Here is a 14,616-nt window from a genome sequence, read left to right as displayed (position 1 = left end):
TTGCTGCGTCCCCGCATGGTAACGAGGTGCGCGGGGACCAAGTGCCGGGGAGTCTGCCGCATGATCGGGAGAGTCTTGCAGGGCGGGGGAAATGCGTGACGCCCGGACCGGCCGGGGCACGTACCCTTTTCTGTTGTGCCGAACGCCAACGCAGACAACTCCAGCGCCCTGAGCCAGGTGCAGCACCGCGCAGTCAGTGAACTGCTGCGGGTCGCCCCGGTCGCCGACGACCTCGCCCGCCGATTCCAGGATGCCGGGTTCAGTCTCGCACTGGTCGGCGGATCGGTCCGGGACGCACTTCTCGGCCGGCTGGGGAACGACCTGGACTTCACGACCGACGCCCGCCCCGAGGACGTGCTGAAGATCGTCAGGCCATGGGCCGACTCCGTGTGGGAGGTCGGCATCGCCTTCGGCACCGTGGGGGCCCAGAAGGACGGCTACCAGATCGAGGTCACCACGTACCGGTCGGAGGCGTACGACCGCACTTCGCGCAAGCCCGAGGTGTCCTACGGCGACTCCATCGAGGACGACCTCGTGCGCCGCGACTTCACGGTCAACGCCATGGCCGTCGCCCTGCCCGAGAAGGACTTCATCGACCCCCACGGGGGCCTGGAGGACCTTGCCGAGCGAGTGCTGCGCACTCCCGGTACCCCCGAGGAGTCCTTCTCCGACGACCCGCTGCGCATGCTCCGTGCGGCACGGTTCGCCGCGCAGCTCGACTTCGAGGTCGCTCCCGAGGTCGTCACCGCCATGACCGAGATGGCCAGCCGGATCGAGATCGTCTCCGCCGAGCGGGTGCGCGAGGAGCTGAACAAGCTGCTGCTCTCCTTGCACCCCCGGAAGGGCCTGGCCCTCCTTGTGGATACCGGGCTCGCCCAGCAGGTGCTGCCCGAACTGCCCGCGCTTCGCCTGGAGAGCGACGAGCACCACCGGCACAAGGACGTGTACGAGCATTCCCTGACGGTCCTGGAGCAGGCGATCGACCTGGAGGAGGATGGGCCCGACCTCGTCCTGCGCCTGGCCGCCCTGCTGCACGACATCGGCAAGCCGAGGACGCGACGGTTCGAGAAGGACGGCCGGGTCTCCTTCCACCACCACGAGGTGGTGGGGGCCAAGATGACCAAGAAGCGCATGACGGCGCTCAAGTACTCCAACGAGATGGTCAAGGATGTCTCGAAGCTGGTGGAGCTGCATCTGCGCTTCCACGGTTACGGAGACGGCGAGTGGACCGACTCCGCAGTGCGCCGTTATGTAAGGGACGCGGGGCCCCTCCTGGAGCGGCTGCACAAGCTGACCCGGTCGGACTGCACCACCAGGAACAAGCGCAAGGCCGCCGCCCTTTCCCGCACCTATGACGGGCTGGAGGAGCGCATTGCCCAGCTGAAGAGTCAGGAGGAGCTGGACGCCATCCGGCCGGACCTGAACGGCAACGAGATCATGCAGATTCTGGGTGTGGGTCCGGGCCCGGTCATCGGCAAGGCATACGCGTTCCTGCTGGAGCTGCGGCTGGAGAACGGGCCGCTGGAGCATGACCAGGCGGTTGAGGAACTGAAGAAGTGGTGGGCTGCGCAGGACTGAGGTCCTGCCGCTCCCGGACGGCGGAGGCGCTCATGTTTCACGTGAAACATGAGCGCCTCCGGCGTAAGCCGAGGGCGTCGTTTCACGTGAAACAACGCCCTCGGCGCGGTGCTGCGTGAGCTGGATGCTCAGTCGGCTGTCTTGAGCGGCGTCAGGCAGAGCACGACGCTGCTCCGGCTCTTCCTGCGGCCCGAGCTTTCGGTGTAGGCGACGTACTTCTCCGCGTCGCACAGAGCCGTGTCCGTCGTGTTGTCGTGGACCTCCTCGACCCGGTACTCCGCGGCGGACGAGCCGCAGTCGGCGGACTGCATGTCCGGGTTGAAGTTGGTGCCCTTGTTCTCCAGGCAGTCGCCCACCGCGGCGGCCTTGGCGTCGGACTCGAATATCTCGGACCAGCCGAACTTGAGGCCGAGGAGAACGACGATGCCCACGACGATGATGATGATGTTCCGTGTGGCGAGGAACGCCTTCTTGCCACCGGACGGCTGCGTGGGCCCCTGGGGAGCGCCCCAGCCCTGCGGTTGCTGGCCCTGGTGCGGGGGGTACGGCTGCTGAGGAGCGCCCCACCCCTGCTGCGGCTGTTGCGGCGGGAAGCCGTAGCCGCCCTGCTGAGGCGGGTAGGGCTGGGCCGGCTGCTGGCCGTATGGGCCGTTGCCCTGCTGTGGCGGGTAAGTCATCTGGATGCCCCCGTGAATGTGTGTCCTGCTTGACGCGGGCACGCTATAGGACAGCGCGGCCCCGACTCCAATGCGCGAGGTACAGGGCAGAGCTTGCGTAGAGGACTGACACTCCGCCCAGCAGAGCCGCCGACCTGCCGTCAGGAGGCAGCATCAGCGCGGCCGCTGCTGCGGCGGCGACGAAGGCCACGTTGAACAGCACGTCGTAGAACGAGAAGGCCCTGCCCCGGTAGTCGTCGTCCACGGCCGTCTGCACCACGGTGTCCGTGGCGATCTTCGCTCCCTGGGTGACCAGACCGAGCACGAACGCGGCCACCAGCATCGGCACCGGCGCGAACCACAGCCCCAGGGCCGGTACGAGCACCGCGGCCGCCGCCGCGCACACGATCATCCAGCGGAGCCTCCCGAGCCGCGCCGCTGCCCAGGGGGTCAGCACGGCCGCGGCGAAGAAGCCGGCGCCGGACACCACCACCGCCGCTCCGAGCAGGGCGAGCCCGTCGTCGTCGCTGTCCGTCCAGGCGTACCGGCAGAGCATCAGCACCATGACGGTCAGCGCCCCGAAGCAGAAGCGGATCACCGTCATCGCTGCCAGCACCCGCGAGGCGCTCCGGTGCTCCGCCACATGCCGCAGTCCGTCCAGGAGCCCGCCGGCCGCGGTGGTGAGCGCGGCGCGCAGCGGCACCGGGGCCGCGTCGCGATCCGGCCCGAGCAGTCCCGCCGCCAGACTCAGCGCCGCCAGTGCCGAGGCGAGGTAGAGCACGGCCCCCAGCAGCACCACGGCGGTGTCGGAGTCCGCCAGGACCACCCGGACGACGAAGGCCAGCCCGCCGCCCGCCGTGGCGGCGAGGGTGCCCGCGGTCGGCGACAGGGAGTTGGCGAGCACCAGGTGGTCCCGGGGGACGACGCGCGGCAGCACGGCCGAGAGCCCGGCGAGGACGAAGCGGTTCACCGCGGTGACGCACAGCGCGGAGGCGTAGAAGAGCCACAGGGGGGCCGCTCCGGCGAGCAGGAGCGCGGTGCAGCAGGCGAGGGCGGCGCGGAGCAGGTTGCCGTACACGAAGACCTTGCGCCGGGGCCAGCGGTCCAGCAGGACGCCCGCGAACGGGCCGATGAGCGAGTAGGGCAGCAGGAGCACGGCCATCGCGGAGGCGATGGCCGCGGCGGACGTCTGCTTCTCCGGCGCGAAGACCACATGGGCGGCGAGGGCCACCTGGTAGACGCCGTCGGCCGACTGGGACAGGACCCGCACGGCCAGAAGGCGGCGGAAGTCGCGTAGGCGCAGGAGTATGCGCAGGTCACGCACGACGGGCATGGAAGCAAGGGTCACACACGGCGAGGGCCCCCGGGCGCATTGCCCGGGGGCCCTCAACGGCGCGGCAGTCGAGAGGCGTTGCCGCCCGTCCACCGCTCGGCTGACTCAGGTGAGTCAGTGGGAGACCTCACCGCGGATGAACTTCTCGACGTTCTCGCGGGCCTCGTCGTCGAAGTACTGCACCGGCGGGGACTTCATGAAGTACGAGGAGGCCGAGAGGATGGGGCCACCGATGCCGCGGTCCTTGGCGATCTTCGCGGCGCGGAGGGCGTCGATGATGACACCGGCCGAGTTCGGGGAGTCCCACACCTCGAGCTTGTACTCGAGGTTCAGCGGGACGTCACCGAAGGCGCGGCCCTCGAGGCGCACGTACGCCCACTTGCGGTCGTCCAGCCAGGCCACGTAGTCCGACGGGCCGATGTGGACGTTGTCCTCACCGAGCTCGCGGTCACGGATCTGCGAGGTGACGGCCTGCGTCTTCGAGATCTTCTTGGACTCCAGGCGCTCGCGCTCGAGCATGTTCTTGAAGTCCATGTTGCCGCCGACGTTCAGCTGCATCGTGCGGTCCAGGACGACGCCCCGGTCCTCGAAGAGCTTCGCCATCACGCGGTGCGTGATGGTGGCGCCGACCTGCGACTTGATGTCGTCGCCGACGATCGGGACACCGGCCTCGGTGAACTTGTCCGCCCACTCCTTGGTGCCGGCGATGAAGACCGGGAGGGCGTTGACGAACGCGACCTTGGCGTCGATGGCGCACTGGGCGTAGAACTTCGCGGCGACCTCGGAGCCCACCGGGAGGTAGCAGACGAGGACGTCGACCTTGCGGTCCTTGAGGATCTGGACGACGTCGACCGGCGCCTCGGCCGACTCCTCGATGGTCTGGCGGTAGTACTTGCCCAGGCCGTCGTGGGTGTGGCCGCGCTGGACGGTGACACCGGTGCTCGGCACGTCGCAGAGCTTGATGGTGTTGTTCTCGCTCGCGCCGATGGCGTCCGAGAGGTCCAGGCCGACCTTCTTCGCGTCGACGTCGAAGGCGGCGACGAACTCGACGTCCCGCACGTGGTAGTCGCCGAACTGGACGTGCATCAGACCGGGCACCTTGCCGGCCGGATCGGCGTCCTTGTAGTACTCGACGCCCTGGACCAGCGAGGCGGCGCAGTTGCCCACGCCGACGATGGCTACGCGAACCGAACCCATTCCGGTTGCTCCCTGTGTGTAATGGATGTTTCTGATGAGCTCGCCGCGGTCTGCGATGAGCTCACTTGGCGGTGTCGCCGGACGGATCCGACGGGTTGTCTCCCCGCCGGGGCAGGCCGTCCGGCTCTCCTGCGGTGTTCTGCTGAGCTGAGCTCTCGGGCGAGGATCGTCGCTGATCCCGTCCCGACCGCTCGCTCTCGATGAGCTCGTTCAGCCAGCGCACTTCGCGCTCCACGGACTCCATGCCGTGTCGCTGCAGCTCAAGTGTGTAGTCGTCGAGACGCTCGCGGGTGCGGGCCAGAGAGGCGCTCATCTTCTCCAGGCGCTCCTCCAGCCGGCTGCGACGGCCTTCCAGCACCCGCATCCGCACCTCCCGCTCCGTCTGTCCGAAGAAGGCGAAGCGAGCAGCGAAGTGCTCGTCCTCCCAGGAGTCGGGGCCGGTGTGCGAGAGCAGCTCCTCGAAGTGCTCCTTACCTTCCGCCGTCAATCGGTAGACGATCTTGGCGCGGCGTCCCGCGAGGGACGAGGCAGGAGCGACGCCCCGGCCGGAGCCGGACGCCGAATCCGTCGGAGCGGTCCCCGGCTCCTCGATCAACCAGCCGTTGGCGACCAGCGTCTTGAGGCAGGGGTAGAGGGTTCCGTAACTGAAGGCACGGAAGATGCCCAACGAGGTGTTGAGGCGTTTGCGCAGCTCATAGCCGTGCATCGGGGATTCGCGGAGCAGTCCGAGGACGGCGAACTCGAGGATGCCGGAGCGTCTGCTCAACCTCGCCCCTCCTTCTTCCTGTGCCGCCGCGGTCCCTGGTGCCGAATCGATGTACCGGTCTGATGTATCGGCCCGATACATCAGCACGATAGATCGCGTTGCTCGTGCCGACAAGGGGAGCCTCAGTGAGCGGCGTCACATCGCCAATTCGTAGGAACCGACTTGCGTTATTTGGGGTGAAGTTCGGTCCTAGAAGGGTTTTGACCGTGCGTAGTCTGTGCGGCATGCAGACCACCGGGAACCGTGAGACACGCGCACACGTCCGTGCTCGCGGAGCAGCCGGATGCATGGCGGGCGGGCCTGTCGCCGGGCCGGTCCGTCGTTCGGGGGACCGGATCTCACCTGCCGCTTCCAGGCGCTCTCGCCTGCCCGAGGAGTAGTCGTTCGATGAGCGAGCACCGTCGCAAGACGTCGCAACCGCAAGGTGGCGGACGTGCCGCGGCCCGACGAGCCGCCCAGCAGTCCTCCGGACGCCGCGCGGCACCGTCACGCGGAGTAACTTCTGACTCACCGTCCGCCTCACACGGTGAGGAGGCCCCGTACGCCGGTCGCGCCGCGGCCAGACGGGCGGCCCAGCGAGGCGGTGCGGGCCGCGGAGGCTCCGACGGCGGCGGTGGTGGCCGGCGTCGAGGTGGCGGGGACGGCGGGGCGGAGGGGCGCGGCGGCCGGGGCGGCCGGCCAAGAAGCGCTTCATCGACTACCCGCGCGCCGGCCGGAACGGTCTGCGGCGCTGGATTCCGTCCTGGAAGCTGGTCTCCAGTCTGTGCATCGGCTTCCTGGGTCTGCTGATGGGCCTGGCGGGGCTCGCGTACGCGATGGTCGCCAAGCCGGACATCCAGGACGCCGCGAAGGCGGAGAACAACGTCTACTACTGGAGCGACGGCACCCAGATGGTGGCCACCGGCGGTGAGGTCAACCGCCAGGTCATCGACTACGCGCAGATTCCCGAGGCGATGCGCAACGCCGTCATCTCCGCGGAGAACAAGTCCTTCGAGTCCGACCACGGCATCGACCCCATGGGCATCGCCCGCGCCATGTTCAACATGGCCAAGGGCGGTCAGACCCAGGGTGGTTCGACGATCACCCAGCAGTACGTCAAGAACTCGCGGCTGTCGCAGGAGCAGACCCTGACCCGCAAGTTCGAGGAACTCTTCATCACGCTCAAGGTCGGCAGCGAGATGAAGAAGTCCGAGGTCATGGCCGGGTACCTCAACGTCTCCTACTACGGACGGGGGCGTCCGGTCTTCAGGCCGCGGCCCGTACGTATTACGGCAAGGACGCCAAGGACCTCGACCCGAGCGAGTGCGCCTTCCTGGCCAGCCTTCTCAAGGGCGCCACCTACTACGACCCGGCCGGCGCGCCGGAGATCGACCCGGTGCAGGCCACCGCGGAGAAGAACCTCGCCCGCGCGACGAAGCGCTGGAAGTGGATTCTCGACGAGGAGGTGAAGGACGGCCGGATGACGCAGGAGGACCGGGACAAGTACACGAAGTTCCCGATGCCCGACAAGCCGAAGCGCAACGCTCAGCTCGGCGGTCAGATCGGCTACCTCGTCAACATGGCCAATGCCGAGGTGATCAACAACACCAAGATCACCAAGGACATGCTCGACCAGGGCGGCTACGAGATCCACACGACCTTCGACAAGAAGAAGGTCAACCAGCTCAGCAAGGCCGTCAAGCGGGTCTACGACGAGAACATCGACCCGAAGAAGCGTCCTGAGAAGGACACCCACGTGCAGTTCGGCGGTTCGTCGGTCGACCCGAAGACCGGGGCGATCAGGGCGATCTACGGTGGTGCGGACGCGACCAAGCACTTCACCAGCAACGCCGGTCCGACCGGTGCCGCGGTCGGCTCCACCTTCAAGCCGTTCGTGCTCGCCGCCGCCATGGAGTACGGCAAGCGCGATCCGTCCGGCGGTCCGGACCAGAACGAGTCGCAGCGCACGAAGGTCTCGCCGCTCAGCATCTACAACGGCGACGACAAGCTGAAGATCAAGAAGTACAACGGCGACATCTGGACCGACGAGGACGGCAAGGAGTGGCTCCAGACCAACGACGACCACGAGTCGTACGGCAACATCACCCTGCGTGAGGCCATGCAGTGGTCCGCCAACTCCCCGTTCGTGCAGCTCGGCATGGACGTCGGTACGGACAAGGTGAAGGCGGCGGCCATCTCGGCCGGCCTGAAGGACAACAAGTACATGGCGGACGCCGGTGTGCCGTCGTTCTCCATCGGTACGTCCTCGCCCAGCACGACGAGCATGGCCGGTGCGTACGCCACCTTCGCGGCCCGCGGCCAGCAGCGCGAGCCGTTCTCCGTCACCGAGGTGAAGAAGCGCGGGGCGCCGGTCTACCGCCACAAGGTGGTCACCAAGAGCGCCTTCGACCGCGCCATCGCCGACAACGTCACGGACGTCCTCAAGAACGTCGTGGAGAAGGGCACGGGTACGCCCGCCCGCCTTCCGGGCCGCGACGTGGCCGGCAAGACCGGTACGACCGACGACAACCTGTCGGCGTGGTTCGTGGGCTACACGCCCCAGTTGTCGACCGCGATCAGCATGTACCGGCTGGACGACGACGACAAGAACACGAACCGCGCGTTCGAGTCGATGTACGGCACCGGTGGCAAGGACAAGATCCACGGCGCCTCGTTCCCCGCGCAGGTCTGGCACGACTACATGGCCGAGGCCATGAAGGGCGCGAAGAACGAGAAGTTCCCCGAGGCGGAGCCGATCGGCGACAAGGTCTACGGCGGCGGCGCCTCCAAGAAGCCCTCGCCGACCCCCACGCCCACCCCGACCGAGACCGAGACGGAGAAGCCGTCCCCCACGCCCACGCCCACGCCCGAGGTCCCGACCCCGGACCCGAGCGACACCTGCGGTACGTGGGACTGGAACTGCCAGAACAACAACGGCGCCAACGCGAACACGGGCACCAGCCAGGGCAACGACGGCGGCAACACGGATACGGGTGTCAGCCAGGGCAACGACGGCGGCAACACGGACACCGGCACCTCCACCGGTACGACCGACGGCGCCGGCGGAACGGACGGCTCCACCGGGGACGGCGGGAACACCACGACCAACGGTGGAAACACCAACGGGAACAACAACAGCACCGGGAACACCAACTGGTGGGGCGAGTCGGGCGGGTAGCGCCCGGCACGCACCGGCTCCCCGCGTCCGGCGCGGGGGGAATCCGGCGAGGGGTGAGGGCCGCGGCACTTCGGTGCGGCGGCCCTCACCGCTTCCACAGCGCCGTACGGCAGGATGTGCGACATGCCAAGCGCAGAGGACACGAGCGTGCACGAGGAACGGTCCGTCGTACGGCCCACGCACCGGGACGAGGTCGCGGCGGCCGGCAGCGAGCTGATCGGCGGGAGGTCGGGGCTCTGGGCGCGACTCGGCAGCACCGCGCTGACGCCGGTGGCGGCCGTCGCCCTGGTGGGCATCGGCATGTTCGCGCTCGGCATGGTGCAGAAGCTGCCCTGCTACAACTGGGCCTGGTTCCGGGGAGCCACCTCCCAGTACACCCACGCCTGCTACTCGGACATCCCGCACCTCTACTCGGGACGCGGCTTCGCGGACGGGCTGGTGCCGTACTTCGACCGGCTGCCCGGTGACATGCAGTTCCTGGAGTACCCGGTGCTCACCGGGGTGTTCATGCAGGTCGCGGCCTGGCTGACGCCTGGCGGCGGCTCCCTGCAGGAGCAGGAGCAGGCCTACTGGCTGGCCAACGCGGGCATGCTGATGATCTGCACCGCGGTGATCGCCGTCTGCGTCGCCCGGACGCACCGGCGGCGCCCCTGGGACGGCCTTCTGATGGCGCTCGCGCCCGCCTTCGCCCTCACCGCCACGATCAACTGGGACCTGCTCGCCGTCGCCCTGACCGCCGCGGCGATGCTCATGTGGTCCCGGAGCCGTCCGCTGGCCTTCGGCGTCCTCATCGGGCTGGCCACGGCCGCGAAGCTGTACCCCGTGCTGCTGCTGGGGCCCGTGTTCGTGCTGTGCTGGCGGGCCGGGAAGTGGCGCGCGTTCGGCGCGGCCCTGCTGGGGGCGGTCGGCTCCTGGCTGGTGGTCAATCTGCCGGTCATGCTCCCGGCGTCCGAGGGGTGGAAGAAGTTCTACACGTTCAGCCAGGAACGCGGCATCGACTTCGGATCGTTCTGGCTGGTCATCACCCAGCGCACCGGTGAGGCCATCGACGTGAGCACGGTCAACACCGTCTCGACGGTGGCCACGCTCGTCCTGTGCCTGGCGATCGGCGCCCTGGCCCTGACGGCGCCGCGCCGGCCGAGGTTCGCCCAGCTCGCGTTCCTCGTCGTCGCGGTGTTCATCCTCGTCAACAAGGTCTACTCACCGCAGTACGTCCTGTGGCTCATCCCGCTCGCCGCGCTGGCGCGGCCCCGCTGGCGGGACTTCCTGATCTGGCAGGCGTGCGAGGTCCTGTACTTCCTGGGCATCTGGATGTACCTCGCGTACACGGGGAGCGGTGACAAGCACCAGGGGCTGCCCACGGAGGGCTACCAGCTGGCGATCGTGCTGCACCTGCTGGGCACCCTCTATCTCTGCGCCCTCGTCGTACGGGACATCTCGATGCCGGAACGCGACGGGGTGCGGCGCGACGGCTCGGACGACCCGTCGGGCGGGGTGCTCGACGGGGCCGAGGACGTCTTCGCGCTCACCCGGCTCGCCGAACCCGGAGGCGTACGCCGTGAAGCGCACGACGGGGCCGGGGATGCCGGGGCGCGGGTCGAGTGGGGAACGGCCGCGGCGCCCGCCGCCGACTGAACGGGGCGGGCGCGCGGGCTCAGCGCTCGACGAGGCGGTCGTACTGGGTGGTCGTGTGGCGCAGGTGCGCCACCAGCTCGTCGCCCACCCTCGGCTCCTCCGCGTCCGCGGGCACGAACAGGATCGACACCTGCATGTGCGGCGGCTCGGCGAACCAGCGCTGCTTGCCCGCCCAGACGAAGGGCGACAGGTTGCGGTTCACGGTCGCCAGGCCCGCGCGGGCGACGCCCTTGGCCCGCGGCATCACGCCGTGCAGCGCCTTGGGCGCCTCCAGGCCCACGCCGTGCGAGGTCCCGCCGGCGACGACGACCAGCCAGCCGTCGGAGGCGGCCTTCTGCTGCCGGTAGCCGAACCGGTCGCCCTTCACGACGCGCGTGACGTCGAGCACGGCGCCCCGGTACTCCGTCGCCTCGTGGTCCCCGAGCCAGAGCCGGGTGCCGATACGGGCACGGAACCGGGTCTGCGGGAACTGCTGCTGCAGCCGGGCCAGCTCGTCGGCGCGCAGATGGCTGACGAACATCGTGTGCAGCGGCAGCCGGGCCGCCCGCAGGCGGTCCATCCACGCGATGACCTCCTCGACGGCGTCCGAGCCGTCCGTACGGTCCAGCGGCAGGTGCAGGGCGAAGCCTTCGAGGCGCACGTCCTCGATGGCGGCGTGCAGCAGGCCCAGCTCCTCCTCCTTGACGCCGTGGCGCTTCATCGAGCTCATGCACTCGATGACGACACGGGCGCCCACCAGGGCATGCACCCCGTCCACGGACGAGACAGACCGGACGACGCGGTCGGGCAGCGGTACCGGTTCCTCACCGCGCCGGAACGGGGTGAGGACCAGCAGATCGCCGCTGAACCAGTCCTTGATGCGGGCCGCCTCGTAGGTGGTGCCGACCGCGAGGATGTCGGAGCCGAAGCGGATGGCCTCGTCGGCCAGCCGCTCGTGGCCGAAGCCGTAACCGTTGCCCTTGCAGACCGGCACGATGCCCGGAAACTGGTCGATAACGGACTTCTGGTGCGCCCGCCAGCGCGCGGTGTCGACGTACAGGGAGAGCGCCATGGCCGGTCCGGAACCCTTCTGGTGGCTGAGGTGGAACGGATGGGAAAGCGTGTTCAGGCCCCATTGAAACGAATGAAGCCCGTTTCGTCAGCTCTGGGGCGGTGATCAGCGCCGCGACATGTAGATGTCGAGTGCCTTGTGCAGGAGCTTGTTGAGCGGGAAGTCCCACTCGCCCAGGTACTCCGCCGCCTGCCCGCCGGTGCCGACCTTGAACTGGATCAGTCCGAAGAGGTGGTCGGTCTCGTCCAGCGAGTCGGAGATGCCGCGCAGGTCGTAGACGGTGGCGCCCATGGCGTACGCGTCGCGCAGCATCCGCCACTGCATCGCGTTCGAGGGGCGGACCTCGCGCTTGTGGTTGGCAGAGGCGCCGTACGAGTACCAGACGTGGCCGCCGACGATCAGCATGGTCGCCGCCGCGACGTTCTCGCCCTCGTGGCGGGCGAAGTAGAGCCGCATCCGGTTGGGGTCCTCGCTGTTGAGGGCCGTCCACATCCGCTGGAAGTAGCCGAGCGGGCGCGGGCGGAAGCGGTCGCGCTCCGCCGTGATCTCGTACAGCCGCTGCCACTCGGCCAGCTCCGCGTAGCTGCCCTGGACCACCTCGACGCCGGCCTTCTCGGCCTTCTTGATGTTGCGCCGCCACAGCTGATTGAAGCCCTTGTGGACGTCCTCCAGCGAACGGTTCGCCAGCGGCACCTGGAACACGTAGCGCGGCTGTACGTCACCGAACCCGGCGCCGCCGTCCTCGCCCTGCTGCCAGCCCATCTTCCGGAGCCGGTCGGCGACCTCGAAGGCGCGCGGCTCGATGTGGGTGGCTTCGACGTCCCGCAGGCGCTTGACCTCCGGGTCCTGGATGCCGGCCTTGATGGCCGCGGCGTCCCAGCGGCGGATGACGACCGGGGGGCCCATCTTCACGGAGAAGGCGCCCTGCTGCTTGAGGTGCGCCAGCATCGGCTGCAGCCAGTCGCTCAGATTGGGGGCGTACCAGTTGATGACCGGGCCCTCGGGCAGATAGGCCAGGTACCGCTTGATCTTGGGGAGCTGCCGGTAGAGCACCAGGCCCGCTCCGACGAGCTGGCCGGTCTTGTCGAACCAGCCCAGGCTCTCCGAGCGCCACTCGGCCTTCACATCCGCCCATGCCGGGACCTGCATGTGACTGGCCGCGGGCAGACTCTGGATGTACGCCAGGTGTTGCTCTCGGCTGATGGTCCTCAGGGTCAGGCTCATGCGGGGCGCTCCTCGGCAGGTGTGTCCCCATCGGTCAGGGGCTCCGGCTCTCGCGCCGAAGCCTACTGTGGCCGGGAAGCGGGCGGTCTGGCCCCGTCGTGCACTGTGCGTTCCGCCCGGCGTGCGGGGGCGGCCCCGTCGGTGACGGAGCCGCCCGGACCGGGACCGCGGGGGTCAGCCGATCACGCCGCCGAAGAGTCCGCCGTGGGCCATGCCGAGGAAGAACCCGAGGGCGGACGCGCCCATGCCGAGGATGAGAGGGAACCTCTCGCGCGTGGTCGCGGAGATGTACTGGCCGTAACCACCGGTGAGGATGCCGATGAGTCCGGCCCAGGAGCTGATCAGATGCAGGTGGTGGAACATCGCCGTGATGAAGGCGAGGGCGCCCAGCACGAGCGTGATCACCACGAGCCCGTTCTGGAGCGGATGGGGCCTGCCGTCCGTGGCGAAGAGGGAGACGGAGGGGCGGGTCCGCGTTACGTGTGCCATGGATGACCTCCTGGCCGACATGCGGCGCGATCGTGGCGCCGCTCACACCCGATGTGTCCAGATTGCGTCCCCTGACCATCGGATTTCAACCGGAAGCGGGTCTGCGGGTACTCTGGTCGGTCTGCACCGGTGTCTGCCCAGGCCGGCACGGACCGCCTCTCCTCACCGAGGGCGCTGTCAGTGGCGACTGTTTTACTCGGGCACCGTTGCTCAACGCATCACGGCCCTCCTGCCACGGAACGACCGTGGCCGCTGAGTCCAAAGGAGGTGGGTTCCACATGCGTCACTACGAGGTGATGGTCATCCTCGACCCCGATCTCGAGGAGCGAGCAGTCTCCCCGCTGATCGAGAACTTCCTCTCCGTCGTCCGTGAGGGCGAAGGAAAGGTTGAGAAGGTCGACACCTGGGGCCGTCGTCGTCTCGCTTACGAGATCAAGAAGAAGCCCGAGGGCATCTACTCGGTCATCGACCTGCAGGCCGAGCCTGCGGTCGTCAAGGAGCTCGACCGCCAGATGAACCTGAACGAGTCGGTCCTCCGGACCAAGGTCCTCCGTCCCGAGATTCACTGAGCTTCCGGCTCAGTGGTCATCGGGTCCGAGTAGCAACAAGCAGCCAAGAAATCCCCGCCGAGAGGTTCACCCATGGCAGGCGAGACCGTCATCACGGTCGTCGGCAATCTCGTCGACGACCCCGAGCTGCGCTTCACCCCGTCCGGTGCGGCGGTCGCGAAGTTCCGTGTCGCGTCCACTCCCCGCATCTTCGACCGGCAGACCAATGAGTGGAAGGACGGCGAAGGCCTGTTCCTCACCTGCTCGGTCTGGCGGCAGGCGGCGGAGAACGTCGCCGAGTCGCTCACGCGAGGCATGCGCGTTGTCGTGCAGGGCCGGCTGAAGCAGCGGTCGTACGAAGACCGCGAGGGCGTCAAGCGCACGGTCTACGAGCTGGATGTCGAGGAAGTCGGCCCCAGCCTCAAGAACGCCACGGCCAAGGTCACCAAGACCACCGGTCGCGGTGGCCAGGGCGGCCAGGGTGGATACGGCGGCGGCCAGCAGGGTGGCGGTAACTGGGGCGGCGGTCCCGGTGGTGGCCAGCAGGGTGGTGGCGGCGCTCCCGCCGACGACCCGTGGGCCACGAGCGCGCCGGCCGGCGGCCAGGGCGGGGGCCAGCAAGGCGGCGGAGGCGGCTGGGGTGGAAACTCCGGCGGCGGCTACTCGGACGAGCCCCCCTTCTAGGGGAGTTCGTACCCCCACTTCTTGATCACACAGGAGAAACACCATGGCGAAGCCGCCTGTGCGCAAGCCTAAGAAGAAGGTCTGCGCGTTCTGCAAGGACAAGACCCAGTACGTGGACTACAAGGACACGAACATGCTGCGGAAGTTCATTTCCGACCGCGGCAAGATCCGTGCCCGCCGCGTCACCGGCAACTGCACGCAGCACCAGCGTGACGTCGCCACGGCAGTCAAGAACAGCCGTGAGATGGCGCTGCTGCCCTACACGTCCACCGCGCGATAAGGGAAGGGTGACCGAATC

General features: G+C 68.5%; 12 protein-coding genes and 1 pseudogene. 6 read left to right on the top strand and 7 right to left on the bottom strand.

The genetic code is table 11. The annotated features are described in order from the left end of the window. Nucleotides 1–135: 135 nt before the first annotated feature. A complete protein-coding gene (locus MHW47_RS01820) occupies nt 136–1,578 on the top strand; it encodes a CCA tRNA nucleotidyltransferase (protein ID WP_239220800.1) in 1,443 nt (480 codons plus the stop codon). A 128-nt stretch (nt 1,579–1,706) separates the two neighbouring features. Here MHW47_RS01820 and MHW47_RS01815 read toward each other — a convergent pair whose 3' ends face one another. The 4 genes from MHW47_RS01815 to MHW47_RS01800 all read right to left on the bottom strand — a co-directional run bounded on the left by MHW47_RS01815 (nt 1,707) and on the right by MHW47_RS01800 (nt 5,530). After that, the gene (locus MHW47_RS01815) at nt 1,707–2,255 is read right to left on the bottom strand and encodes a hypothetical protein (protein ID WP_239220799.1); all 549 of its coding nucleotides are present in this window, start codon (nt 2,253–2,255) and stop codon (nt 1,707–1,709) included. A 43-nt stretch (nt 2,256–2,298) separates the two neighbouring features. After that, entirely contained in the window at nt 2,299–3,567 is a 1,269-nt protein-coding gene (locus MHW47_RS01810) for an MFS transporter (protein ID WP_239220798.1), read from the bottom strand. A 114-nt stretch (nt 3,568–3,681) separates the two neighbouring features. Further along, on the bottom strand, nt 3,682–4,764 hold the full coding sequence (locus MHW47_RS01805; RefSeq protein WP_239220797.1) for an inositol-3-phosphate synthase: 1,083 nt from the start codon (nt 4,762–4,764) through the stop codon (nt 3,682–3,684). Between the two features lie 61 nt (nt 4,765–4,825). After that, nucleotides 4,826–5,530, bottom strand: coding sequence for a PadR family transcriptional regulator (locus MHW47_RS01800; RefSeq protein ID WP_239220796.1), 705 nt, complete (start codon nt 5,528–5,530; stop codon nt 4,826–4,828). Nucleotides 5,531–6,318: 788 nt separating this feature from the next. Here MHW47_RS01800 and MHW47_RS01795 point away from each other — a divergent pair. Both MHW47_RS01795 and MHW47_RS01790 read left to right on the top strand, forming a co-directional pair. Next, a pseudogene (locus MHW47_RS01795) lies at nt 6,319–8,687 on the top strand (transglycosylase domain-containing protein). Nucleotides 8,688–8,810: 123 nt separating this feature from the next. After that, a complete protein-coding gene (locus MHW47_RS01790) occupies nt 8,811–10,322 on the top strand; it encodes a glycosyltransferase family 87 protein (RefSeq protein ID WP_239220795.1) in 1,512 nt (503 codons plus the stop codon). 19 nt (nt 10,323–10,341) lie between these two features. Here MHW47_RS01790 and MHW47_RS01785 read toward each other — a convergent pair whose 3' ends face one another. The 3 genes from MHW47_RS01785 to MHW47_RS01775 all read right to left on the bottom strand — a co-directional run bounded on the left by MHW47_RS01785 (nt 10,342) and on the right by MHW47_RS01775 (nt 13,086). Then, nucleotides 10,342–11,373, bottom strand: coding sequence for an alanine racemase (locus MHW47_RS01785; protein ID WP_239220794.1), 1,032 nt, complete (start codon nt 11,371–11,373; stop codon nt 10,342–10,344). A gap of 105 nt (nt 11,374–11,478) precedes the next feature. Next, nucleotides 11,479–12,597 carry a peptidoglycan bridge formation glycyltransferase FemA/FemB family protein gene (locus MHW47_RS01780; protein WP_239220793.1) on the bottom strand — a complete coding sequence of 373 codons (1,119 nt, stop codon included), beginning with the start codon at nt 12,595–12,597 and terminating at the stop codon, nt 11,479–11,481. 174 nt (nt 12,598–12,771) lie between these two features. Then, on the bottom strand, nt 12,772–13,086 hold the full coding sequence (locus tag MHW47_RS01775; protein WP_239220792.1) for a hypothetical protein: 315 nt from the start codon (nt 13,084–13,086) through the stop codon (nt 12,772–12,774). A 278-nt stretch (nt 13,087–13,364) separates the two neighbouring features. Here MHW47_RS01775 and rpsF point away from each other — a divergent pair, with 278 nt between their 5' ends. From rpsF to rpsR, 3 genes are all read left to right on the top strand, one after another. After that, on the top strand, nt 13,365–13,655 hold the full coding sequence (rpsF, locus tag MHW47_RS01770) for a 30S ribosomal protein S6 (protein ID WP_018101872.1): 291 nt from the start codon (nt 13,365–13,367) through the stop codon (nt 13,653–13,655). Between the two features lie 72 nt (nt 13,656–13,727). Continuing rightward, nucleotides 13,728–14,318 carry a single-stranded DNA-binding protein gene (locus tag MHW47_RS01765; RefSeq protein ID WP_239220791.1) on the top strand — a complete coding sequence of 197 codons (591 nt, stop codon included), beginning with the start codon at nt 13,728–13,730 and terminating at the stop codon, nt 14,316–14,318. 43 nt (nt 14,319–14,361) lie between these two features. Continuing rightward, nucleotides 14,362–14,598, top strand: coding sequence for a 30S ribosomal protein S18 (gene rpsR, locus MHW47_RS01760; RefSeq protein WP_003967857.1), 237 nt, complete (start codon nt 14,362–14,364; stop codon nt 14,596–14,598). The last annotated feature ends 18 nt before the right edge of the window (nt 14,599–14,616 follow it).

The sequence above is a fragment of the Streptomyces sp. OfavH-34-F genome (genome assembly GCF_022347745.1).
Taxonomy (GTDB): domain Bacteria; phylum Actinomycetota; class Actinomycetes; order Streptomycetales; family Streptomycetaceae; genus Streptomyces.
This window is presented reverse-complemented; position numbering and strand designations above follow the sequence as displayed.